This is a genomic window from Shouchella xiaoxiensis, from assembly GCF_016907895.1.
GTDB classification, from domain to species: domain Bacteria; phylum Bacillota; class Bacilli; order Bacillales; family Bacillaceae_D; genus Shouchella; species Shouchella xiaoxiensis.
In genome coordinates this window covers 1-21,254 of the sequence record NZ_JAFBCV010000028.1, presented here as the reverse complement: position 1 = coordinate 21,254, position 21,254 = coordinate 1, and the positions used below count along the sequence as shown (strand labels likewise).

The following is a 21,254-nucleotide window of genomic DNA, read 5'->3' as shown; positions in this document are numbered from 1 at the left end:
CCTTTTCACCATCAAATTTCGTCATTGGGACCAATCAAAAGACCATAAGAGAAAGCCTGGGTTCACAGAACCAAGGCTTTCTCGACAATCTGAGAGTCGTTTTAAAACGACTCTTTTTCTATTATGAATGAAGGCACAATTATATATATACAACGGATTATACGTTACACAAGCTGCATGTTAACCTCGTTTCGCACCTCTGCCACCACGTTTTGATTCAGTTTGTCTCTTGATGGTTGTAAGACGCTCTTCACTATCTTTTAAGAATCGGCTCACCTTATCTTCAAACGAAGGCGTTGGGCGTGGTTTACTTCCTCCACCACCACCACGGTAACCACCAGACGAACGCTGTTGTGGTCGAGCGTTTCTTGGTGCGTCTTGACGTGCAGGGCGAGCTGGACGAGCTTCTCCTTCTGGACGATCTACCGCTTTGCGGATAGATAGACCAACCTTCCCGTCTTTTTCAACGTTTACGACTTTAACAGTAACCTCGTCGCCAACCTTTAACAATTCATTTATATCTTTAACGTAGTGATCCGCGACCTCACTAATGTGAACTAGGCCTGTAGATCCTCCTGGTAATTCAACAAATGCTCCGAAATGAGTAATCCCAGTAACCTTACCTTGCAGCTTGCTGCCTGCTTCTATGGACATGAAAACGTACATCCTCCTTAAATTTGGGTAAATAACGTACTAGATAAGATTATACTTGACAGCTAGAAAACGTGTCAATCGCTCGCTTGCTTTGAGACATTAATTCTTGTTTCGCCAGGGAGTGTTAAATAATAATCTCGCCTAGCTATTTCCTTGATAAATTCATCATCTTGATAATTTTCTATTGATTGTAAGAGCTGGCCTTCTTCTTCCTGCAACGCTTGCTGTTCTGCCAGTGCTTCTTCATGCTGCTCTTTTTTCTCTCGAATATCAGCTTGCTGTGAAAAGAGCGTAATCCCACAAAAAATAGCAAGTACTCCAAAAACGATCCCCATAAAAGTTAAACGTCTAAACAGACCTTTACGCCGTTTAGATTGTCGCATGAGTTCCTGCTGACGCTGCTCCATATAATTTGTATCAATTTCTTTAATCGTTGCTCGTTTAGACGTCAACGTTCTCACCTCTACTCTTTTTTCACCAGACGCCTATATAAATCCTGCATTTTTTTTACAACAGGCTGTCCTTTTTTTAGCAATGGAATCACTCCCAACAAGCTTAAGATAAAATAGCTTGGCTTTAAGAGTAAATAGTAGACTACACTCCAAATAGCAATTACTATCATCATAGCTAAACGCTTTAAAAAGTGCAATATCCACTTAATAGGATAATAAAAAAGAACTTTTATTAGCCAAACAATTACTTGAAAAAGAGCCTGTACCATACGTATTAGCGCGTCGAGCAGTTGATTGTACACACCTTGAAACAGTGCTTGGTAGCCTGCAAAACCGCAAAGCAAGGCCAAGAACACATAAATTCGGACTTCACCTTGATTGGTTTTGAATAGCACATAAAAGACAATACAAGCTTGAATAAACCAAAAAAGTCCATCCAGAAGTGCTGTTTTTATATCGAAGGAATGTCGCCTCAATCGAAATCGCCCATATGTATCAATAGCTGCTCCAAGCCATAAACCCATCGCAGCCATTGATAATATTGTATAAAACTGTACCGTTAAAGCCATTATTTAAAAAGCTTTCCAAACAGACCTTTGGGTTTACCTTGTTGATTTTGATCTACATAAATTAAGTCATAAATCTTTCCTTCAATTGAAACATTCCCTTGTTCGACATTTAAATTTTTCATGTGCAGGTTCTGACCTCTCACAGCTAAATAACCCATGACTGTCTCTAACAGAAATTCTTCATTGTCAAAGCTATCTACTTGTTTCACGCCAGTTATATCCAACTGCTTGCGACCTCTTAAAGTAATATCATGGTCGTTATTTTGCCTTTCCCTTCCCATTGGTGCTCCAAACTCATAGTTTGTTTGATCCATTCCGCACCCTCCTCAAAAGCGTGTCTTTACGAAAGCTTATGCAGGACCGCGCAGGGGTAGAACAAGCTACTTCACACAATTTTATGATAGGAGGTCTTTGAGATGTCAACCTACATTTTGAAACACAAAGAAGATTTTTCAGATTTAAAGCTTAGTCATGTCCGAGGATTATCAACACTTCTTCACTATAATACCAACCTTTTCTCAGCAGAAACGGTTTTAATCGTTCTACCATCTTTCTTCAACGTAGAGTCCGAAGCGTCTTTATTCTATGAGGATATTCAAAAAAATAAGCCATCCATTACAACACTTTTATATCTTCCAGAATCACTTCTAGATTACCACCAACACATTACTGTTTTGTCTTTCCTGAGGTTGTTTGACATCGTCTCCTTAACGAAGCCGATACTGTTTGAACTCACAAATGAGACAATTCTTGCGCACGCACTCAAGAAATTAGGGGATACAACAGTTCTTTCCATCGTTGTTATAGAAGACCAGCAAAAAATGGTGTACACAGACCAAACTTGTCCATCCATTCCTATTGAGGATTTGTCGTCTCTTCTATCGACCCCTTCCTTCCTTTGCTCGAACAAATAAGCTCTGAACGCATGCGTTCAGAGCTCGGTTGAGTTGATAGTTAATTAAGAAAACCCCATGACAACTTTTTTCGTACTTCTCTCAATGGTCAATTCTTTATTCCGTTGCTTAAATTTCTCATTATGTGACGAGACAAAAGCTTGTTCTGTTGCACTTGGATCTAAGTATTGTTTTGCGCCATTAACAGCCGTTGCGCCTTCAACAAATGCTCCTGAGATAAGCTGAAGCTTTCCTGCATGGCGCGTAACGTCACCTGCAGCAAAAATTCCTTGCTGACTTGTTTCCATACACGGGGAAACGCGTAAAAATCCATCCGCCTCAAGCTCTAAACCAGCATCGATTAAGAAGCACCCGTCTAGCTTCATTCCATGATTCACAATAACAGCATCAATCTCTAGCTTTTCTTCTATAGTTGTTTCACAATTTGTTAACGTCACCGATTCTATAGCAGACAAAGCACCATGAAGCTCCTTGATTTGATAAGGGGTTCTTAATTGAACAGACTGTCTCATCTTGGCAACATTTTTCTCATGCCCGCCAAAATCATCCCGACGATGACAGACAATCACTTCACTTGCAACACCGACTAATTCGTTTGCCCAGTCAACTGCCGCATTACCTCCGCCCGATATAAGAACTCGTTTATTGCGAAATCCTTCAATTTGAGTGACCGTATAATGTAAATTCGAAACTTCAAATCGGTCTGCTCCTTCTATATCAAGTTTCTGCATGACGGGAATTCCATGGCCAGAAGCTAGCATCACCGTACGCGTATAGTGTTCCTCACCTTTTGCGTTTACCAACGTGTATGTTCCATCTATCTCTCGAATCATTTTCACGATATGTTCATTTAAGCAGATTGTTGGTTCAAAAGTACTCGCTTGGTTAACCAATTGCTCAATTAACGTAGCACCTGGAGTTGGCGGCATTCCCCCAACATCCCATACAATCTTTTCAGGGTAAAAAAGGATCTTCCCACCTAATTGACTATTATATTCAACTAATTTAACTTTTAAATCACGCATACCTGCGTAGAATGTGCTATATAAACCGGCTGGTCCGCCGCCAATTATCGTTAGGTCGTACATATCATTTCGTTGCACGGGCCTTCCTCCAATGTATCAAGATAATGAAAATCATTCTCATAACCATTTTAGTGGACTCCGCTTACATTATCAAGCTCAACCTATTTTTTTATTACGTTTTAAGCAAAATAATCTATGCTAAAGTATTTTTGCCATATAGAACTCGTCATGCCATTGTTTATTTATTCGAACTGCTTTCTTCCTTACACCTTCTAGCACAAATCCACATTTTTGATAAAGGTGAATTGCTCGTTTGTTTTCTTCAATTACGCTAAGTTCTAATCGCTTTAATTCTGTTTCTTCTGCAAATTGAATGGACGATGTCAACAGTTGATAGCCGATGCCCTTATTGCAATAAGCCTCAATAATTCCAATACTAATGTAGCCAACATGCTTAACTCTTCTTAATGAGGATCCGTATATCCCTACATATCCTATAATTCGATTTCCTTCTTCCGCAATAAAGATGGTGGAAGTTTCCATCTTTTTAATATCCTTAATTGTCTTCTTTATTTGCCTGACCGTTGTGATGCGCTCATTAGGCTCATAAAGCATATATTCAGCCTCTTGATCAAGCTTTACTTGAAATTGATAGAAAGCCTCCGCGTCCTTTTTCTCAACCGTTCGAATCCGCATGCTCTTCTCCTCCAAATTAATATCATCATTCTTTTCGACAAGATCAATCTGTCTCCTGCTTAAAATGATGACAAACAACGGATCCTCTTATGGTAGACTAAAGAAAAAGGAGTGTGTTACATCGTGAATAAGCCTCATGTTTTTTTAGCACAATCTGTACCTGACTCGGTTTTATCGTACATAGCCGATCATTGCGACTATACGATTTGGGACAAAGACGAGAAACCAACTACAGAACAATTAAAAGAGATTTTGCGTCATTCAGACGGTGCGCTTCTAACAAGTCTTAGCGCAGACGAAGAACTAGTTAAAAATTGTGAGCGCTTAAAAGTCATTAGCACAGCTACGGTTGGTTATGACCGATTCGATCCTATTGGATTAGCTAAGCATAACGTTTACTTAACAAATACACCGTATGTTCTTGATGAAACGGTAGCCGATTTATTGTTTGGGTTAATTTTATCAGGTAGTCGTCGTATTGCTGAATTACACAAAGAAGTTATTGATGGAAACTGGACGGATAAAACAACGCAGCCGTCATTATATGGTCAAGATGTATATAAGAAAACACTTGGCATTATTGGGATGGGGCGCATTGGCGAAAAAGTCGTTCACCGTGCAAAAGAAGGATTCAATATGTCCGTTCTTTATCATAATCGATCTGCACGACCTGAAGCAGAGGAGCGTTATGGCGCTAAAAAAGTGGAGCTTGACACTTTACTCGAAGAATCAGATATTGTTGTATTGATGGTGCCTTTGACTGAGGAAACGACGCATTTAATCGGTAAAGAGGAACTTAGCAAGATGAAGCAAACAGCGTTGCTCGTTAATGGTGCCCGAGGTCCTGTTATTGACGAAAAAGCGCTTATTGAAGCTCTTACAACTAACGAAATTTTTGGAGCAGCGTTAGATGTATTCGAACAAGAACCACTTCCAAGTAACCATCCGTTCCTGTCTCTAAAAAATGTGACATTAACGCCTCACATTGGCTCAGCCACAGCGGCAACGCGAGAAGCGATGGCTATGCGTGCTGCCGAGAATTTAGTTGCAGGTGCACTCGGTAAAACGCCAGTTGATGTTGTAAAAAAATAAGGGTTGCCTCGGCAAACCCTTATTTTTTAATTTGTATCCCGTGTTGATTTGGGATGATTTGATTGATTGAGTCAACTTGAAAATCGGCTTTTGATAAGTCTTGGTTACCTGAATGTAGATTTCGATAGCCAATCACAGTCATATTTGCCGATTTTGCCGACTGAATTCCTTGCGCTGCATCTTCTAAGACTGTACAACTCACCGGAGATACGCCTAATTCATTTGCTGCTGCGAGATAAATATCTGGTGCTGGCTTTCCATAGTCTACTTCTTCCCCGCTAACGACAATATCAAAATAAGAATCAATTTGAAAAGTAGAGAGTACCGACTCAATAAACACTCTAGGAGAAGATGAGGCAAGACCTATTCGATACTGATTAGCTTTTAACTGTTGTAATAAATCGTTAATTCCAGCAATAGGCCCCAAATTCGACTCTTTTAAATAGGTTAACTTAGCAGAATTAGATTCTTCATAAATTGCCCGAACATCAAAAGAAGCGCCATGCCGTTCTTTAATTTGAGCCCAGACATCCTCTGATCTCATTCCTACGTATGACTCTAATTCTCCAGTCTCTAACTCGATTCCATACTTCTTACACAAAGCTACCTCAACGTCAAAATGTAATGGCTGACTGTCAATGATGACGCCATCCATATCAAAGATAAACCCATTCATTATAGCGCTTCCTCTTTTACAATTGTATACATTTCAGCCGCAGCATCTTTTCGAGTCGTTTCCCGGACATCGTCAATTCGTACTGTTACAATTTTTTGCCCAAAACGAATGGTTAACTCGTCTCCTGCTTTAATGGTTGTTCCTGCTTTTGCTGTCTGCCCATTAACAGCGATACGCCCTTGGTCACTTACCTCTTTAGCCAGCGTTCTACGTTTAATTAGTCGAGATACTTTCAAAAACTTGTCCAGTCTCATATACAGCTCTCCTTATTCTTCTTCTTGTTTTGCTTCTTTCCACCATTTATTTAACTGATCGAAGTCACTATTGCTTAACACAGTCCCGTTATGTCTAGCCTGTTCCTCCATAAACGCAAAGCGGTTGCGAAACTTCTGAACAGCATAATGCAAAGCAACACCTGGTGACACCTTGTAGAATCGTCCAAGACTTACAACGGTTAACAGTAAATCACCATATTCTTCTTCTAGTGAATCAAGAGAGGCTTCTTTTACTTCTTTAGTTTCCTCTTCAAGCTTCGCCCAAACATCTTCTATTTGAGCATACTCGAAGCCAATCGCTGCTGCTTCCTTTTGAAGTTTTTCTGCTACAGCGAGTATGGAAGCCTCGCTGGTCAACTTGCTTAATACTTCTGATACAACTTGTTGTGGCTTTTCTTCTTTCTTTATTTCTTGCCAGTTTTTTAAAACTTCTTGTTCATTAGATACGTCTTTATTACCAAAAACATGAGGATGTCTTCTAATCATTTTCTGAGCTAACCCTGCCACTACATCATCAATTGTGAAGAAGCCCTCCTCTTCACCAATTTGAGCATGCAGAAGAACTTGCAACAGGACGTCACCGAGTTCTTCAGCTAAGTGTTCATCGTCATCTTCGTTAATGGCCTCAAACACTTCATACGTTTCCTCTAACAAATAACGTTTCAATGACTGGTGCGTTTGCTTTTGATCCCATGGACAGCCTCCCGGTCCACGTAATGTCTCAATGATCCGACGAAGATGGGAGAAGTCTCGCTCCAACAATTCCGCCTCTTTCACTGGTGGAACATATACTGCTGTCAAATTGTTTAATTTTGTATAGCGATCTAGCTCGTATAGCTTCACTTTCTGTACAACCTCACTGCTTGTACCTGCAGCAGTAACAATTGTTACTTCATAATCATCAGGAAGTTTTTCCATCAAGGTTAACTTTACCTCTGAAGCAATCATTGCATCATATACCTGTACAACAATGACATGATGGCGAATTTGAATTTCATCCGCAGTTAAGGCTGTTCCGTCCACAATTTGACAGCCTTCTATTGGATCAATCCCCAGTGTTGTATACATCTGATCGAGAAAAGAAGCCCCTCCTACTATCTTAAGCTCAATATCAGTCCCTTCCACTCGTTCTTTTAACAGCTGCACGGTTTTTTCAGCGACAAAAGGGTGACCTGGTACAGCATAGAGAACATCCTCAATTGCAGCTAGCTCTATTAATTGATTGACAATGGCATCATAAACTTCTTCAAATGACTGGTGTTGCTCATAAACCGAATCAAACGATTGAAACGTAATGCCTTCCTCTTTCAATTCTTTTAATACAGGGTGGTCCACTGTTCTTACGTATAATGAACGTGCCCCTTTTAACTCCCTATAAATTCCTAAAGGCAGCTGAGCAAGTTCACCTGCGCCTAATCCTACTACTTGAATACGTCCCATACGTCACCTCATACTCTCGTTATAAACCCAATCATCTTTCTACGCACTTTTAGAAGCTTAGGCATACTTGCCCACTCTCGCTTCGTTAAAAGATTCGTTACTAACAGTGATAACGCTACGATTAATCCACCGAATGTTGACAATAAAATCGCCAATAATGAAGAACCCATTCTGGTCTGCGGGAAAATCGGTGCTATTATGAACTGCTTTACTATAAATACGCTCATACCCATTACGAGTAGCGTTATGATTACAATCATAAATGATTGTTTCTGAACCACTATTATCTCACCTTGTGCCTTAATTGCATAAAGAACAATTCCCATCATCACTGTAAATGCGAGTACGTTGGCAATTGCAGCTCCAAGCGTCGTTTCAAAAAAAGGAACAAACAGGATGTTCCCGCCTAATTTCACAAACACCCCAATGCTAATGGCATAAAACGGAATATGAATCTTTCCATATCCTTGAAGGATAGCAGCTCCGGCTAAATAGACGGTACAAGGGAAAATTGAAAAAGCCAAGACTTGCAAGACGAACGTTCCAGATCCATCCGTAAACAGCATGTGGTTTATTGGCTCCATTAATAGTATAAGCCCTAGTGTTGCACCTCCACCAATTAATACAGCCATTCGCATGGAAACATCCCGATACATCTGTGCATCACGTATTTTATTTAAAGCGATTGATTTACTTAATAATGGAACTAGAGCTAATGCTACCGTTGTTGTCAAAATGGTACCAAGTTGAAGCAGCGGTTGTCCCCGATCATATATTCCTTTCGCCAAGAAAGCCTGTTCCTCAACAACGCCTACTGATTGTAGCAACCGTACGATTGTGAACACATCTACTAGCTGAAAAAGCAACAAAACCAAAGCATTTAAGCAAATAAAAATACTTTGTTTAAAAAGATTAAGATTGTGATAGAAGAACGACCTAACTGATAATTTCCAATTCCTAATTGTCGCTAGTTTCCCTTTAGTCATGACCGTTAAAATCACACAACCTATAACACTGCCTATAAGCGAGCCATATAATGCACCTATTCCAATTTCATAAGGGTTTGCATGATAATCTACAAGAAGATAAGTAATAATTAAGATGGCAAAAACGCGCATAAACTGCTCACCAACATGTGAAAAAGCAGACGGTCCCATTTCTTCGTTCCCTTGTCCAACTCCTCGCAATGTACTTAGCAAAGGAAGAAATAAAAAACCAATTCCAACAACTCGCATGAGCGGTTCAAGTGATTCATCCCCTATTAACACGGCGATATGTCTGGCAAAAAAGAGAAATCCTACACATACAATAAGAGAGAATAGGAATATACCTAGAAAAGAGTATAGGACTAATTCATTTGCTTCCTCTTGCTTGCCGTGTGCTTTTTTTTCAGCGACCTGCCTTGATAGAACAACAGGAAAACCGTACAATGCTAGAATGGTTATGACACCATAAAAAGGATATACTTGTTGATACACATAAAAACCCATATCCCCTGCCATATTCTGAAAAGGAATACGATAGAACGCACTTAATATTTTTGCGAAAAGTGCTGCCAACGAAAGGAAAAAAGCACCCTTTATCACTTGTGATTGATCATTATTTCTCAAGTGTGCTTCCTCCTTTAAATCATCTTAGGATTTTATCATACTAAGATTTGATTTCTTTTTCCAGCTCACTTCATAGAAAGTGGGTAAACATGGTATGATATTAAAAAAAGACACGACTATTGAAGGTGATCGATTGAACTCAACAAACCCTTGGCTCTCAATTTGGTTCTCTCCAAGAAAATCCATTCGAACTGCCCTTACATACGGTTTACATAAACGTGCAGCTATACTATTATCGTTTGTGTTCGGAGGGCTGATCACTTTCTGGTTTGCCCGCACCGAAACCTTGTTCATGGCTGCAAATGGCGCTTTTATTCCGCTCCTCATTACAGTGATAATTGGTTCACTGACTGGACCTTTACTCTATTATGGATTCGGCTTTGCATTCGGTCATGTAGGAACATGGTACGGTGGAAACGGCAATATTGAGGCTACTCGTAAAGTATTCGTTTACGCCCTCTTTATGCCAGGAATTTTACTTGGATTAGCGAGCCTCATTTTATCAGCTTTGGCATTGTTGCAATTCCAATTGCAAAGCACATTTTTTCTTGGATTTTTTCGTTTCGGCTCCTTTCTCCTTGACCTAGCAACGATATGGCTTTTCGTAATTTTCCTTATCGCCTATGCTGAGGCACAAAAAATTAAAGTTTGGAGATCCTTACTAATTGTTATTGCCATCGTAGGGTGCATGGCGATGATTTTTATCGCTGTCAATTTAATCAGTCACCTGTTTAGTTAAGGGATTATTTTACACATGAGAGGACATTTATGAAAAAAATTATATTTACTGGTGGTGGATCTGCTGGTCACGTAACTCCAAACCTTGCCATCATCGATCAAATGAATAAAGAGGATTGGTCCATTTCTTATATTGGTTCTTACGAAGGCATTGAACGTGAGCTTGTTGAGAAAGCAGGAATACCGTATTATGCCATTTCTAGCGGGAAACTCCGCCGCTACATTGATCGTAAAAACATTACTGACCTTGCACGAATTACCAACGGCTTTCGACAAGCTCGAAAAATATTAAAGAAAATTAAGCCCGACGTTGTTTTTTCAAAAGGCGGCTTTGTTACTGTCCCGGTTGTTGCCGCAGCCTATTCCTTAAAGATTCCAGTTCATTTGCATGAAAGTGATTTAACGCCTGGCCTAGCTAATCGTCTAGCTAAACGGTTTACAAAAACATTCTATACGTCTTTTGCCGAAACGGCTGCGCATTTTCCTAAAGAAGCAACAACTATTGTTGGATCACCAATTAGAAAAGATTTATATACTGGAACGCGTGTTCAAGGTCTAGTTCTGACTGATTTTATCAGAGAGAAACCTGTTCTACTCATCATGGGAGGAAGCCTTGGGGCTCGACGGATCAATGAGGCGATCAGAGAATCGCTTGAAACACTTTTACAGACCTATCAAATCATTCATATCTGCGGAAAAGGCCAGCTTGATTCAAGCTTAGAAGGTAAACGCGGTTACAAGCAATATGAATATGTTCATGAGGAACTGCCTCACCTCCTACAAGCTACTGACATTGTAGTCACTCGTGGGGGCTCAAATGCAATATTTGAATTCCTTGCCCTGCATATACCCATGCTTATCATCCCATTAACACGTGCTCAAAGCAGGGGCGACCAAATTCTAAATGCGCAAACGTTCGTAAACAACGGCTATGCGCATATGCTTGAAGAAGAAAATTTAACTAAGGAAACTCTTGTTGAAGAGATTCATTCGCTCTATCACAATCGTCACGTTCTATTAGACAATATGACTGCAAGCGAATCAACAAAAGCCGTCGATAAAATCATTGCGAAATTAAACTAAAAAAGCGACCTTATAAGCCTGACCTCTCCTTTTTTACTTCTGATAAAGGAGAGTCTGGTACAAGGGCGCTTTATTTAATTATTAAAGAAGGATGAGAATAAATAGCAGGACAACAACCAAAATAAAAAATAGCATTAACCCTAGAAGGAACTGAACCAATAACGCTTTCCAAGCCGAAAAACCATGAACTTCACCTATCGCGTGTAGCTGTATAACAAATACCCAAATACTTAAGCCTAGACTTAAAAATAGCAGTACCCAAGCACCCCATAGGTTAACAGCGGGTTGAGTAAAAGAATAAATATCAGAATTTTCAAGAAAATATACTTCGCCAATCATTACTATGAAAGGTAAACTAAGTAAACTAATGAGGATATTTGGTACAATGCTGCTGTATACTACGGCCACTCTCAATTCAAATGTATTTGCCTTTCCTTCAAACCACGATCCTATCCATTTTATGAGTAGTGGATAGAGATATAAACTAAGCGGCGCTACAACAACACCAGCAATAATAGCCACAACCGCTACAAATAAAAATGAGACCGGCTCCTCCCAAGTAAACGACGTAAATGTCGTTAATACAGCTGCGATATAGGCAATTAGAAATAGAACTCCGTCTCTCCCTTTATCACTTTCTACTTTGACCGCTCTATTCGTTACTCCTCTTGGATCAATCCATACTTTAAAAAACAACTCCATTACTTTTCCCCCAATTTTTAACTTTTTGTTTATTTTAACTAAATTTATTAAACTTTTCTACTACTCATACCAAAAAAACCTCAATTAGTGAGTAAGCTCACCAATTGAGGTAACGGTTATTGTTCCATTTGTCTAGCCAAAAATCCAGCGGCTGTTTCAGCCATTTTTTGTTCTAACTTTCCATTTAAAGGCTCATTCTTAGAGAAGATTACAACTGTGCCGATTGGATCACCACTCGCAATAATTGGAGCCGCTACATACCCTTTGTAATCATCCGTATGTTCACCAACTAAGTTATACTCTCCCGCAGAAGCCTCTAAATGGGATTTACGGTTAGCCATCACAGACTCAATTGCTTCCCCAACCGCTTTATTCGCATATTCTTTTTTGGATGCTCCTGATACCGCGATATATGTATCCCGATCCGAGATCAATACATTTTGATTCAAACTGTCATAGAGCGCTTCTGCATATTCTTTTGCAAAATCACCTAGCTCAGAGATAGGAGAATATTTTTTTAAAATAACTTCTCCATCGCGATCAACAAAGATTTCTAATGGATCCCCTTCTCGAATACGTAACGTCCGTCTAATTTCCTTAGGAATAACAACTCTCCCAAGATCATCAATCCGCCTAACAATTCCTGTTGCTTTCATAATGAGAGCCTCGCTTTCTAAGGTGCTAATAGTAAAATAAATTGCAGAAACTAATACAATTGATTGTACTTGTAGTATCTTTCCTTTTTCATGAACTATTCACCAATACATGAATTATTTTAGTAAAAACACCTTAAGCAAGTTCTTTATGAAATAGTCGCTTTCTTTTTACTTGTGTTTGCTGTGCGAATCGATTCAAGCATTTTAATAATGTACTCAAGAAGAGCATCGGTAGTCAACTGCTTTGTTTTTATAGAAATCTTCAACTGATCTCCCTGCGTCCCAACAGAAACGAATTTTCCAACCGATCTTGCCACATCCATGATTGTCGCTACTTTTGTACGCTGTGTTGTTTCAAGCGTTAATAAGATTGAGACAGCATCTTTACCCTCACTAATTTTCTCAACCTTTTCACGGTCAGCATAATATTTCATTTTGGTCAGAGAAAACAAATAGTCCACTTGCTTTGGGTACTCTCCAAATCGGTCAATTAATTCATCTTTAAGATCATTTATTTCTTCAATCGATTCTACACCTTTAAAACGCTTATACATCTCGATTTTTTGTTTCGCATCTGGGATGTAGCGTTCCGGTATATACGCATCTAAATGAAGCGCAAGCTCTGCTTGAAATGGTGGCTCTTTAGGTTTGTCGCCTTTTCTTTCTTCTATCGCATCTTTTAACATTTGCGAGTATAAATCAAATCCTACTGAATCAATAAATCCATGCTGTTGTGACCCAAGAAGATTGCCTGCTCCGCGAATTGTTAAATCTCGCATCGCTATTTTAAAACCGGATCCAAGTTCGGTAAATTCTTTAATCGCTTGTAGTCGACGCTCTGCAACTTCGCTTAGCACCTTGTCAGGCTGGTACGTGAAATAAGAGTAAGCTACGCGATTAGACCGACCAACACGTCCACGTATTTGATACAGCTGCGATAGTCCCATCTTGTCGGCATTACTCACAATCAGCGTATTGACGTTTGGAATATCGACTCCGGTTTCAATGATCGTTGTTGTTACTAATACATCACTTTCCCCTTCTAAGAAGTTCAAAATAACGGATTCAAGTTCTCTTTCATTCATCTGCCCATGGGCATACGAAACACGCGCTTCAGGCACAAGCATTGAAATTTGTTCAGTCATTCTTTCAATATCTTCAACTCGATTATACAAGACATAAACTTGCCCACCGCGTGTTAACTCACGCTCAATTGCTTCTTTCACAATTGATGGGTTATATTCGACAACATACGTTTGTACAGGAAAACGATTTTCTGGTGGTGTCTCAATAACAGACAAATCACGTACGCCAAGCATTGACATATGGAGCGTCCTTGGAATCGGAGTGGCCGTTAACGTCAGTACATCAATATTCGCCTTCATTTGTTTGATTTTTTCTTTATGCGTTACACCAAAGCGCTGCTCTTCATCAACAATAAGCAAGCCTAATTCCTTAAACTGTAGATCTTTGGAGAGTAGTCGATGTGTTCCTACAACTAAGTCTACAGATCCCGCCTTAAGCCCTTTTAATACTTCATTTTGTTCTTTTCTGGAACGGAAGCGACTTAATACTCCGACTGTAATTGGAAATTCGGAAAACCGCTCAGAAATTGTTTCAAAATGTTGTTGCGCCAAAATGGTTGTCGGCACAAGAATAGCGACTTGTTTTCCATCCATAATGGCTTTAAATGCAGCCCGAATCGCAACTTCAGTTTTTCCGTAACCAACGTCGCCACATAGCAGTCGATCCATTGGTCTTTGTTTTTCCATATCTTCTTTAATCTCAGCGATGGCCCTTGTTTGATCTTCTGTTTCTTGATAAGGAAATGAGCCTTCAAAATCTGCTTGCTCAGGGCCATCTTCAGAGAATTTGTGACCAACGCTTGCTTCTCGCTCTGCATAAAGTTTAATTAAATCATCTGCAATGTCTTCTACAGAAGATTGAACTTTCTTCTTTACTTTTTTCCAATCATTCCCACCCAAAGCATAAATCTTTGGATCCTTGTCTTCTGAACCAACATATTTTTGGACTTGATCAATTTGCTCAACTGGAACATAGAGCTTGTCATTGCCAGCATAGCGTAGGTTTAAATAATCCTTATGAACACCATTAATCTCAAGCGTCTCGACCCCTAAATATTTCCCGACACCATGGTTAGTGTGCACGATTAAATCACCGACAGCTAGTTCAGAGTAGCTTTTAATCCGCTCGGCATTCGTCATCTTTTGGCGACGCTTTGGTTTTCTCGCTTGCTTTGCAAAGACTTCCTCTTCCGTGATGACAACGACTTTTTGTTCTGGAAATTCAAAACCTGTATTTAAATGCCCTGTATAAATCTGTACTTTTCCAGCTGTAATTTCTGTTGACCCTTCTACAAGACGAGCATCAACTTTTTCATCTAATAAGTTTAATGATAAGCGCTTCGCACGATCTTCCGTTCCCGCAATAAAGACAACAGCATAGTTATTGCTGATCCATCGATTAATTTCCGATGTGAGCAAATCCATTTGTCCATGAAAATTTTGCATCGATTTACAAGGTACATTGATAAGTTGCTCAGGGCGAGTAGATGATACCTGCTTTTGAAATAAAGAAGAATAAATAACTTGCTGAGGTGCTTTTTGTAGTCTCCCAAGTGCATCAAGTGCCATTTCAGCACCGTGGACAATACCACCTTGTTCAAGCATGCCAGTATGCCATTCCGCTTCCTCTCTTTGAAGGTTATCAGCCATTTCTTTCACACGAGTCATCTCGTCAATCCAAACAACTCCCGATTCAGGCATATAGGATAAAAGCGTCTGCGGATTTTCATAATAAAAGGACATGTACTTATACATACCTTCAAACGTTTGCTCCTGCTTTAACTGAGCAATTTCAAATGGAATGCGTTCGTTAAGCTGCTCACGGATTTTTATGTTCGCAATTTTCTTCAACGTCATGCTAAACTGTTCTTCTAACTTCTTTGCCGCATGACTATAATGAAGGCTTGTTAGTAACACTTCTTCTGCTGGACCCACTATTACAGACTCAAGCATATTTAAAGACCGTTGTGATTCTAAAGAAAAGTAGCGTAGTGAATCGATCTCCGTATCAAATAGTTCAATTCTCAATGGATTTTCTTCCGTAAGCGGATACAAATCTATAATTCCACCTCGTACACTAATCTCACCAGGTGCCGAAATCATATCTGTTCTTCGATAGCCGTTCATTACAAATTTTTTAATAAAATCTTCAAGCTGTCCAACATCATCGCCTACAGTGATCGTTAATTGATTTTGTTTCCAAAGGGAAGTTGGCGGTAATAGTCGTCTAATTCCTGCTAAAGGAACAACAACAATTCCTTCAAACCCTCCAGTTAGTTTATTTAATACATCTAAGCGTTGGGCTTTCATCTCCGGACTGGCAACAGCAATTTCTGCTGAAATCAATTCATTCACAGGATAGAGCAAAACGCAGCTTTCATCTAACAGGTCAACTAAATCATCGTATAGTTTCTGCGCTTGAAATAAATTATGGGTTACAACTAATTGGCTTTTTTTTGTTGATCGAAATAAGGATGCACTAGCAACCGTTCTGGCAGACCCACTTAATCCCGATAACAATTGTTCATTAAGCCCTTTTTCAAGACCGTCTGCTACCTTTTGTAACTCATGCATTTCACTTACAAAATGCTGTAGTCCTAACATCATTTGTTTCCCCCTGGATTCTTCTGTTTCTTTTAAACTAATTATTATTCCATTACTATAAACGTTTACGCTTTATAAGAACTGAAAAATGCTTTGGTTATGTGCTTACCAAAGCTTGTTCTAATTAATGAATAACATGCTGCCATTCATAGAGTTGTGGATTATTCTCGTAAGCCCCATAACAATCTTCACAGATTACCTTTACATGTAAATGACCTGCGTCAGTTACCGTTACAAGTTCCCGTTGTTCTTCTTCAGTTAACATGTTCAGTCCCAAATCTTGATGTGTAACGGGCTCCGTTACTACACCTAATGTACGATTACAATGTCTGCAGCCATAATAAACAGCCATTTTCTCACCTCATTTAGATCCATTCTTTATAAAAAGTATGGTCTTAAACGAGAGATACTATGCTGTTAATTAAATTCGTTCATTACTTTAATGAATGGTTTTTGGATTGACGCTTCCAAAGCCTCAACTGTTTTGTTCACAGCTTGTTCCATCGGTACTAACTCTTCTTTACTATAACCATTAAGTACATAATGCACAACCGCTTCTCCGTTTAAAGGCCGCCCTACACCAACTCGAATTCGATTAAATTCTTGAGTTCCTAGATGTGCAATCAAAGATTTAATCCCATTATGTCCTCCAGCACTTCCCTTTTGACGAAGTCTTATTTTACCAGGAGGTATATCCAAATCATCGTATACAACAACAAGGTCTGATAAGTCAATTTTAAAATAATCCATAAAAGGTCGAACCGATTCACCAGATAAATTCATATAAGTCAGTGGTTTAAGAAAGATCACTTTTTCATTATGAATCATACTTTCAGCATAGATGCCTTTAAATTTCTGTTTATTAAATTCCAATTGGAATGATTTTACACACTTGTCCAGCACATCAAAACCAACATTGTGTCTTGTTTGGTGATATTGTTTTCCAGGGTTACCTAACCCCACTATAAGTTTCATATGGAACTCCTTTAACTTGACGAAAAAGGCATAACCCCAAAGGGTCATACCTTCCGCCAACTTTATTAACTAATTATTCGACACGGCCTGGACGATCTTTATTATCATCTTCACGCTCTTCGGTTGCTTCAACACCAAGCGCCGTTGTATTGTCTTCTTCGGTTTCATCTGGATCTTCTGTAACTGTTGGAGGTTGAACAGTAACCACTGCTTCTTCATCCTCATTTACAATTTCCACGGATACAGATGAACGAATTTCAGCGATTGATAACGTGTCACCTACGTTTAATTCTGATATATCAACCGTGATGCTTTCTGGAATATCCGCAGGCAAGCAATGTACGGTGATTTCATATAATAAATGGTTAACGATTCCGCCTTCGCTTGCTCCTGGAGCATCACCTTCTAGATGTACAGGGACATTAGCATCTCGTTCCACTTTCATGTCGACTTCAAAAAAGTCGATATGCGTATAATGATTTTTCAAAGCATCTACTTGGATTTCTTGCACCATTACATGATGCTTTTTTCCACTTTCAAGCTGAAGATCAAATAGACCATTCTGTCCTACTTCGCGAAGTGTTTTTAAGAAAGCAACACTCTCAACTGAAACAGGCTTACTTTCAATTTTTTTTCCATATAATACGCCAGGTACGAAACCTTCATTGCGAATTTGTTTAGTTTGGTGTCCTGTTAAGTCATTACGTTCTTTTGCTTTTAATACTGTCATCCTTCACTCACCTCTATTTAGATTTACACGTCTATTAAATGTGTTCCCCCAAACCCTGGTTTTCAAACAAGACAAATTAAATTCATTCGTAATTCCTATTTCGGATCTCTAGTTTTTAATCGAAAAGAGTGGATACAGACGCATCTTCATGCACACGAACAATCGCTTCTGCCATTAATCCAGCAACAGAGAGTTCCGTAATATTAGCGCCTTTTTTCTCCTCTTCTAGTGCAATCGTATTTGTAACAACAAGCTCTTTAATTTTTGAATTTCGAATACGTTCCACTGCTGGACCTGATAAAACAGGATGTGTGCAGCAAGCATACACTTCCTTCGCACCTTGTTCTACTAATGCATTCGCCGCAAGTGTAATCGTTCCTGCTGTATCGATAATGTCATCAATAATAATTGCTGTTTTTCCTTCAATATTTCCAACGATGTTCATAACCTCAGAAACGTTAGGTTTTGGACGACGTTTATCAATAATCGCAATCGGCGCTTTTAAACGATCAGCCATTTTTCTAGCCCGCACAACACCACCGTGATCTGGAGAAACAACAACAATGTCATCCAACCCTTTATCCTGAAAATAATCAGACAGAATTGGCACGCCCATTAATTGATCAACCGGAATGTCGAAAAACCCTTGAATTTGTGTTGCATGCAGGTCCAAAGTCAACACTCTAGTTGCCCCAGCTGTCTCTAACAAATTAGCAACAAGTTTTGCTGTAATCGGTTCTCTCGCTCTTGCTTTTCGATCTTGGCGAGCATACCCATAATAAGGAATAACAACATTGATCGTTCTTGCTGAAGCTCTTTTTAACGCATCAATCATAATAAGGAGTTCCATTAAATGTTCATTAGCTGGAGCGGAAGTTGATTGAATGAGATAAACATCACAGCCACGGATACTTTCTTCTATGTTGATTTGAACTTCACCGTCGCTAAAGCGCATAACCGAATTTTTCCCCAGTGAAATACCAATATGCTGTGCAATTTCCTCAGCTAATGCCTTATTGGAATTAAGCGTGAAAACCTTTAAGCTTGGGTCGCTGTAATTTGCCATTTGATGTGTTACCTCCAGTTAGTCTTGTCTATCTTTTTTGACATAGTTTTCTTTATTTACTTGACGCGATCTTGCAATGGATAATGCGTAATCTGGTACTTGATCCGTAATGGTAGAACCTGCAGCAATAAAGGCACGTTCACCAACCGTAACAGGCGCAATTAGATTAGATCCTGAACCGATAAATGCACCGTCGGCAATTGTTGTTTGGTGCTTATTCTCACCGTCATAATTAACAGTCACAACGCCACAACCGACGTTTACATCTGTTCCTATGATAGCATCTCCAACATAACTTAAATGAGATACTTTGCTTCCATCATCTATTTTTGTTTTCTTTAACTCGACAAAATTCCCAATTTTTACATTCTGACCAATTGATGAATCTGGTCTGATATGAGCAAACGGTCCAATTGTAGCACCATTCTTTACATAGCTATTTACAATCTGAGAGGCTCGAACATGAACATGGTCTTCTAACGTCGATTCATGAATTTCTGTCCCAGATTCTATTATACAATCTTCCCCGATTACAGACTCACCCTTAATTGTGACATTCGGATGCATTGTTGTATCGCGACCAATTATCGCTTCAGCTGAGATATAAGTTGTTTGCGGATCTATTAAAGTAACGCCTTCACTCATCCATTTATGGTTAATGCGATCTTTCATTAATGCTTCCGCTTTTGAAAGAGCAATACGGTCGTTTACCCCAATCGTTTCGTCTAATGAATTGATTTTATAAGCAGAAACAAGTTCACCTTGCTCTTTTAATAACTCAATTACGTCAGGTAAATAATATTCACCTTGGGCATTATTGTTTTTTACTTTTTTTAATGTCGAAAAAAGAGCAGCATTGTCAAAGCAGAAAATGCCTGTGTTAATTTCTTGAACTTTTTTTTCTGCTTCAGAAGCATCTTTTTGTTCTACGATTTTCTCAACTTTCCCGGTTTCACTTCTAATTACGCGCCCATACCCTGTTGGATCTTCAGCGTGAGCAGTTAAAATCGTTGCTTTCGCTTTGCTTTCAATATGATCGTCCATTAATTTAGTTATTGTTTCTGAAGTGATGAGTGGTGTATCTCCACATAAGACAACCGTTGTTCCACTCTTGTCTGCCAAGAGATGCTCCGAACATTTTACAGCATGGCCTGTTCCAAGCTGCTCTTCTTGTAAAACAAAATGCACATTTTGCTTTACTGTTTTTTTCACTAATTCCGCACCATGTCCGATCACTACCGCAGTTTCATCAAATGAAAGAGATGTTACCTGGTCAACAACGTGTTCAACCATGGATTTGCCACACACTGGATGTAACACTTTGTATAACTTAGACTTCATTCGCGTGCCCTGTCCGGCCGCCAATATTACCGCGTATCGTCCGCTCATATTTCCCTCCACGTACTTATTTATCATTAAAACTATACTTTAAATATACCGCTATTTCAAGGTAACATCGCCTCTTTACATACTTAAATAAACGATTCCAAAAAAAGCCAGTTTGCACATCCTGCAAACTGGCTTTCTGGTAGCTTATTGAACCTATTATTTAAGATGCTCCCGCCTCTTCATAATTGGTAGCGTCTTCATATTCTCCAACACGTTCATACTCGTTTATAACAGCAACTTGTATTTTCTCTCTTGTTTTTGATGATATGGGATGCGCAATGTCTCTAAACTCCCCATCAGGCGTCCGTTTACTAGGCATAGCGACAAATAACCCATTGTTTCCATCAATTACACGAATGTCATGAACAACGAACTCATGATCAATTGTAATAGAAGCAATTGCTCGCATACGTCCCTCTGTATTCACACGACGAAGCCTTACGTCAGTAATTTCCATGATAGTCACCTCTCTTATTTGGTAATCTGTATACATAATTCGCGATAAAAAGAAAATTCCCTTCACGAATTTGAAATTTTTTATCTTTTTTAACAAAAAACCATCTACCTTATATAGACTAACCTAAGAAAATGAGACACTATAAAACACCTTCGAAATGGTACACTTGAACAAAGTACAAACTCGGAGGTGTTTTTGCATGGGCAAAAACGTATATTCAAGTGAAGTGAAATGGGCGGTCGTGAAAGAGAAATTGAGCGGGAAACTAACAAATCGAGAGATCATGGAGAAGTATGGAATTAAAAATATCAGTCAAATTAAAACATGGATGAAGTGGTATCGTGATAATCAAGTTCACCGATATAA

At 39.2% G+C, this 21,254-nt stretch carries 24 protein-coding genes; 5 read left to right on the top strand and 19 right to left on the bottom strand.

Features of this window, described 5'->3' with window-relative positions:
• Positions 1 to 180: 180 nt before the first annotated feature.
• The 4 genes from JOC54_RS22385 to yabP form a co-directional block, all read right to left on the bottom strand.
• Positions 181 to 654 (bottom strand): S1 domain-containing RNA-binding protein, encoded by a 474-nt coding sequence (locus tag JOC54_RS22385; protein WP_035420799.1) that lies wholly within the window; start codon positions 652 to 654, stop codon positions 181 to 183.
• 74 nt (positions 655 to 728) lie between these two features.
• Positions 729 to 1,106, bottom strand: a complete 378-nt coding sequence (locus JOC54_RS22380) for an FtsB family cell division protein (RefSeq protein ID WP_035420848.1) — start codon at positions 1,104 to 1,106, stop codon at positions 729 to 731.
• Between the two features lie 11 nt (positions 1,107 to 1,117).
• The gene (gene yabQ, locus JOC54_RS22375; protein WP_035420800.1) at positions 1,118 to 1,675 is read right to left on the bottom strand and encodes a spore cortex biosynthesis protein YabQ; all 558 of its coding nucleotides are present in this window, start codon (positions 1,673 to 1,675) and stop codon (positions 1,118 to 1,120) included.
• A complete protein-coding gene (yabP, locus tag JOC54_RS22370; protein WP_081761054.1) occupies positions 1,675 to 1,989 on the bottom strand; it encodes a sporulation protein YabP in 315 nt (104 codons plus the stop codon). Before yabP ends, yabQ begins: the two co-directional genes overlap by 1 nt.
• 102 nt (positions 1,990 to 2,091) lie before the next feature.
• Between yabP and JOC54_RS22365 the strand changes: the two genes are divergently transcribed.
• Complete coding sequence (locus JOC54_RS22365) at positions 2,092 to 2,589, top strand: hypothetical protein (protein WP_204469335.1); 498 nt, start codon at positions 2,092 to 2,094, stop codon at positions 2,587 to 2,589.
• A 44-nt stretch (positions 2,590 to 2,633) separates the two neighbouring features.
• Here JOC54_RS22365 and JOC54_RS22360 read toward each other — a convergent pair whose 3' ends face one another.
• Both JOC54_RS22360 and JOC54_RS22355 read right to left on the bottom strand, forming a co-directional pair.
• On the bottom strand, positions 2,634 to 3,677 hold the full coding sequence (locus tag JOC54_RS22360) for an NAD(P)/FAD-dependent oxidoreductase (protein WP_035441228.1): 1,044 nt from the start codon (positions 3,675 to 3,677) through the stop codon (positions 2,634 to 2,636).
• A 135-nt stretch (positions 3,678 to 3,812) separates the two neighbouring features.
• Positions 3,813 to 4,388, bottom strand: a complete 576-nt coding sequence (locus tag JOC54_RS22355; protein WP_204469333.1) for a GNAT family N-acetyltransferase — start codon at positions 4,386 to 4,388, stop codon at positions 3,813 to 3,815.
• Positions 4,389 to 4,433: 45 nt separating this feature from the next.
• Between JOC54_RS22355 and JOC54_RS22350 the strand changes: the two genes are divergently transcribed.
• Positions 4,434 to 5,402, top strand: a complete 969-nt coding sequence (locus JOC54_RS22350) for a 2-hydroxyacid dehydrogenase (protein WP_204469331.1) — start codon at positions 4,434 to 4,436, stop codon at positions 5,400 to 5,402.
• 19 nt (positions 5,403 to 5,421) lie between these two features.
• Here the strand turns inward: JOC54_RS22350 and JOC54_RS22345 are convergent, their stop codons facing one another.
• The 4 genes from JOC54_RS22345 to JOC54_RS22330 are packed head-to-tail and all read right to left on the bottom strand — an operon-like array spanning position 5,422 to position 9,403.
• Positions 5,422 to 6,078 carry an HAD family hydrolase gene (locus JOC54_RS22345; RefSeq protein WP_239586890.1) on the bottom strand — a complete coding sequence of 219 codons (657 nt, stop codon included), beginning with the start codon at positions 6,076 to 6,078 and terminating at the stop codon, positions 5,422 to 5,424.
• The gene (locus JOC54_RS22340) at positions 6,078 to 6,332 is read right to left on the bottom strand and encodes an RNA-binding S4 domain-containing protein (protein WP_035420804.1); all 255 of its coding nucleotides are present in this window, start codon (positions 6,330 to 6,332) and stop codon (positions 6,078 to 6,080) included. Before JOC54_RS22340 ends, JOC54_RS22345 begins: the two co-directional genes overlap by 1 nt.
• A gap of 12 nt (positions 6,333 to 6,344) precedes the next feature.
• Complete coding sequence (yabN, locus tag JOC54_RS22335; protein ID WP_204469328.1) at positions 6,345 to 7,793, bottom strand: bifunctional methyltransferase/pyrophosphohydrolase YabN; 1,449 nt, start codon at positions 7,791 to 7,793, stop codon at positions 6,345 to 6,347.
• Positions 7,794 to 7,801: 8 nt separating this feature from the next.
• Positions 7,802 to 9,403 carry a putative polysaccharide biosynthesis protein gene (locus JOC54_RS22330; RefSeq protein WP_204469326.1) on the bottom strand — a complete coding sequence of 534 codons (1,602 nt, stop codon included), beginning with the start codon at positions 9,401 to 9,403 and terminating at the stop codon, positions 7,802 to 7,804.
• A gap of 94 nt (positions 9,404 to 9,497) precedes the next feature.
• On the opposite strand from JOC54_RS22330, the gene JOC54_RS22325 reads away from it, so the two are divergent.
• A complete protein-coding gene (locus JOC54_RS22325; protein WP_204469324.1) occupies positions 9,498 to 10,142 on the top strand; it encodes a YIP1 family protein in 645 nt (214 codons plus the stop codon).
• Positions 10,143 to 10,171: 29 nt separating this feature from the next.
• Positions 10,172 to 11,224 (top strand): undecaprenyldiphospho-muramoylpentapeptide beta-N-acetylglucosaminyltransferase, encoded by a 1,053-nt coding sequence (gene murG / locus JOC54_RS22320; protein WP_204469321.1) that lies wholly within the window; start codon positions 10,172 to 10,174, stop codon positions 11,222 to 11,224.
• An 81-nt stretch (positions 11,225 to 11,305) separates the two neighbouring features.
• On the opposite strand, the gene JOC54_RS22315 is transcribed toward murG, so the two are convergent.
• The 9 genes from JOC54_RS22315 to spoVG form a co-directional block, all read right to left on the bottom strand.
• Entirely contained in the window at positions 11,306 to 11,926 is a 621-nt protein-coding gene (locus JOC54_RS22315; RefSeq protein WP_204469318.1) for a YIP1 family protein, read from the bottom strand.
• 116 nt (positions 11,927 to 12,042) lie between these two features.
• Positions 12,043 to 12,582, bottom strand: coding sequence for a stage V sporulation protein T (spoVT, locus tag JOC54_RS22310; RefSeq protein ID WP_035420811.1), 540 nt, complete (start codon positions 12,580 to 12,582; stop codon positions 12,043 to 12,045).
• Between the two features lie 146 nt (positions 12,583 to 12,728).
• A complete protein-coding gene (gene mfd / locus JOC54_RS22305) occupies positions 12,729 to 16,271 on the bottom strand; it encodes a transcription-repair coupling factor (RefSeq protein WP_204469337.1) in 3,543 nt (1,180 codons plus the stop codon).
• A gap of 124 nt (positions 16,272 to 16,395) precedes the next feature.
• On the bottom strand, positions 16,396 to 16,623 hold the full coding sequence (locus JOC54_RS22300; RefSeq protein ID WP_035420812.1) for an anti-sigma-F factor Fin: 228 nt from the start codon (positions 16,621 to 16,623) through the stop codon (positions 16,396 to 16,398).
• Between the two features lie 65 nt (positions 16,624 to 16,688).
• Positions 16,689 to 17,246, bottom strand: coding sequence for an aminoacyl-tRNA hydrolase (pth, locus tag JOC54_RS22295; protein WP_204469316.1), 558 nt, complete (start codon positions 17,244 to 17,246; stop codon positions 16,689 to 16,691).
• 73 nt (positions 17,247 to 17,319) lie between these two features.
• Entirely contained in the window at positions 17,320 to 17,976 is a 657-nt protein-coding gene (locus JOC54_RS22290; RefSeq protein WP_035420814.1) for a 50S ribosomal protein L25/general stress protein Ctc, read from the bottom strand.
• A 115-nt stretch (positions 17,977 to 18,091) separates the two neighbouring features.
• Positions 18,092 to 19,042, bottom strand: coding sequence for a ribose-phosphate diphosphokinase (locus JOC54_RS22285; RefSeq protein ID WP_035420815.1), 951 nt, complete (start codon positions 19,040 to 19,042; stop codon positions 18,092 to 18,094).
• 18 nt (positions 19,043 to 19,060) lie between these two features.
• Positions 19,061 to 20,431: a bifunctional UDP-N-acetylglucosamine diphosphorylase/glucosamine-1-phosphate N-acetyltransferase GlmU gene (gene glmU / locus JOC54_RS22280; protein WP_204469314.1), complete on the bottom strand. Its 1,371-nt coding sequence runs from the start codon at positions 20,429 to 20,431 to the stop codon at positions 19,061 to 19,063.
• 160 nt (positions 20,432 to 20,591) lie between these two features.
• The gene (gene spoVG, locus JOC54_RS22275; protein ID WP_035420817.1) at positions 20,592 to 20,888 is read right to left on the bottom strand and encodes a septation regulator SpoVG; all 297 of its coding nucleotides are present in this window, start codon (positions 20,886 to 20,888) and stop codon (positions 20,592 to 20,594) included.
• Positions 20,889 to 21,087: 199 nt separating this feature from the next.
• On the opposite strand from spoVG, the gene JOC54_RS23055 reads away from it, so the two are divergent.
• The coding region (locus tag JOC54_RS23055; protein ID WP_239586891.1) for a helix-turn-helix domain-containing protein at positions 21,088 to 21,254 on the top strand (167 nt) is incomplete at its 3' end.

Bases quoted from the DNA above. Each gene is read 5' to 3' on its own strand.
- yabQ (WP_035420800.1), bottom strand. From the start codon at position 1,675: ATGGCTTTAACGGTACAGTTTTATACAATATTATCAATGGCTGCGATG.
- spoVT (WP_035420811.1), bottom strand. From the start codon at position 12,582: ATGAAAGCAACAGGAATTGTTAGGCGGATTGATGATCTTGGGAGAGTT.
- glmU (WP_204469314.1), bottom strand. From the start codon at position 20,431: ATGAGCGGACGATACGCGGTAATATTGGCGGCCGGACAGGGCACGCGA.
- JOC54_RS22360 (WP_035441228.1), bottom strand. From the start codon at position 3,677: ATGTACGACCTAACGATAATTGGCGGCGGACCAGCCGGTTTATATAGC.
- yabP (WP_081761054.1), bottom strand. From the start codon at position 1,989: ATGGATCAAACAAACTATGAGTTTGGAGCACCAATGGGAAGGGAAAGG.
- JOC54_RS22290 (WP_035420814.1), bottom strand. From the start codon at position 17,976: ATGACAGTATTAAAAGCAAAAGAACGTAATGACTTAACAGGACACCAA.
- JOC54_RS22315 (WP_204469318.1), bottom strand. From the start codon at position 11,926: ATGGAGTTGTTTTTTAAAGTATGGATTGATCCAAGAGGAGTAACGAAT.
- pth (WP_204469316.1), bottom strand. From the start codon at position 17,246: ATGAAACTTATAGTGGGGTTAGGTAACCCTGGAAAACAATATCACCAA.
- mfd (WP_204469337.1), bottom strand. From the start codon at position 16,271: ATGTTAGGACTACAGCATTTTGTAAGTGAAATGCATGAGTTACAAAAG.
- JOC54_RS22325 (WP_204469324.1), top strand. From the start codon at position 9,498: ATGATATTAAAAAAAGACACGACTATTGAAGGTGATCGATTGAACTCA.
- JOC54_RS22300 (WP_035420812.1), bottom strand. From the start codon at position 16,623: ATGGCTGTTTATTATGGCTGCAGACATTGTAATCGTACATTAGGTGTA.
- murG (WP_204469321.1), top strand. From the start codon at position 10,172: ATGAAAAAAATTATATTTACTGGTGGTGGATCTGCTGGTCACGTAACT.
- JOC54_RS22340 (WP_035420804.1), bottom strand. From the start codon at position 6,332: ATGAGACTGGACAAGTTTTTGAAAGTATCTCGACTAATTAAACGTAGA.
- spoVG (WP_035420817.1), bottom strand. From the start codon at position 20,888: ATGGAAATTACTGACGTAAGGCTTCGTCGTGTGAATACAGAGGGACGT.
- JOC54_RS22285 (WP_035420815.1), bottom strand. From the start codon at position 19,042: ATGGCAAATTACAGCGACCCAAGCTTAAAGGTTTTCACGCTTAATTCC.
- JOC54_RS22345 (WP_239586890.1), bottom strand. From the start codon at position 6,078: ATGAATGGGTTTATCTTTGATATGGATGGCGTCATCATTGACAGTCAG.
- JOC54_RS22385 (WP_035420799.1), bottom strand. From the start codon at position 654: ATGTCCATAGAAGCAGGCAGCAAGCTGCAAGGTAAGGTTACTGGGATT.
- yabN (WP_204469328.1), bottom strand. From the start codon at position 7,793: ATGGGACGTATTCAAGTAGTAGGATTAGGCGCAGGTGAACTTGCTCAG.
- JOC54_RS22365 (WP_204469335.1), top strand. From the start codon at position 2,092: ATGTCAACCTACATTTTGAAACACAAAGAAGATTTTTCAGATTTAAAG.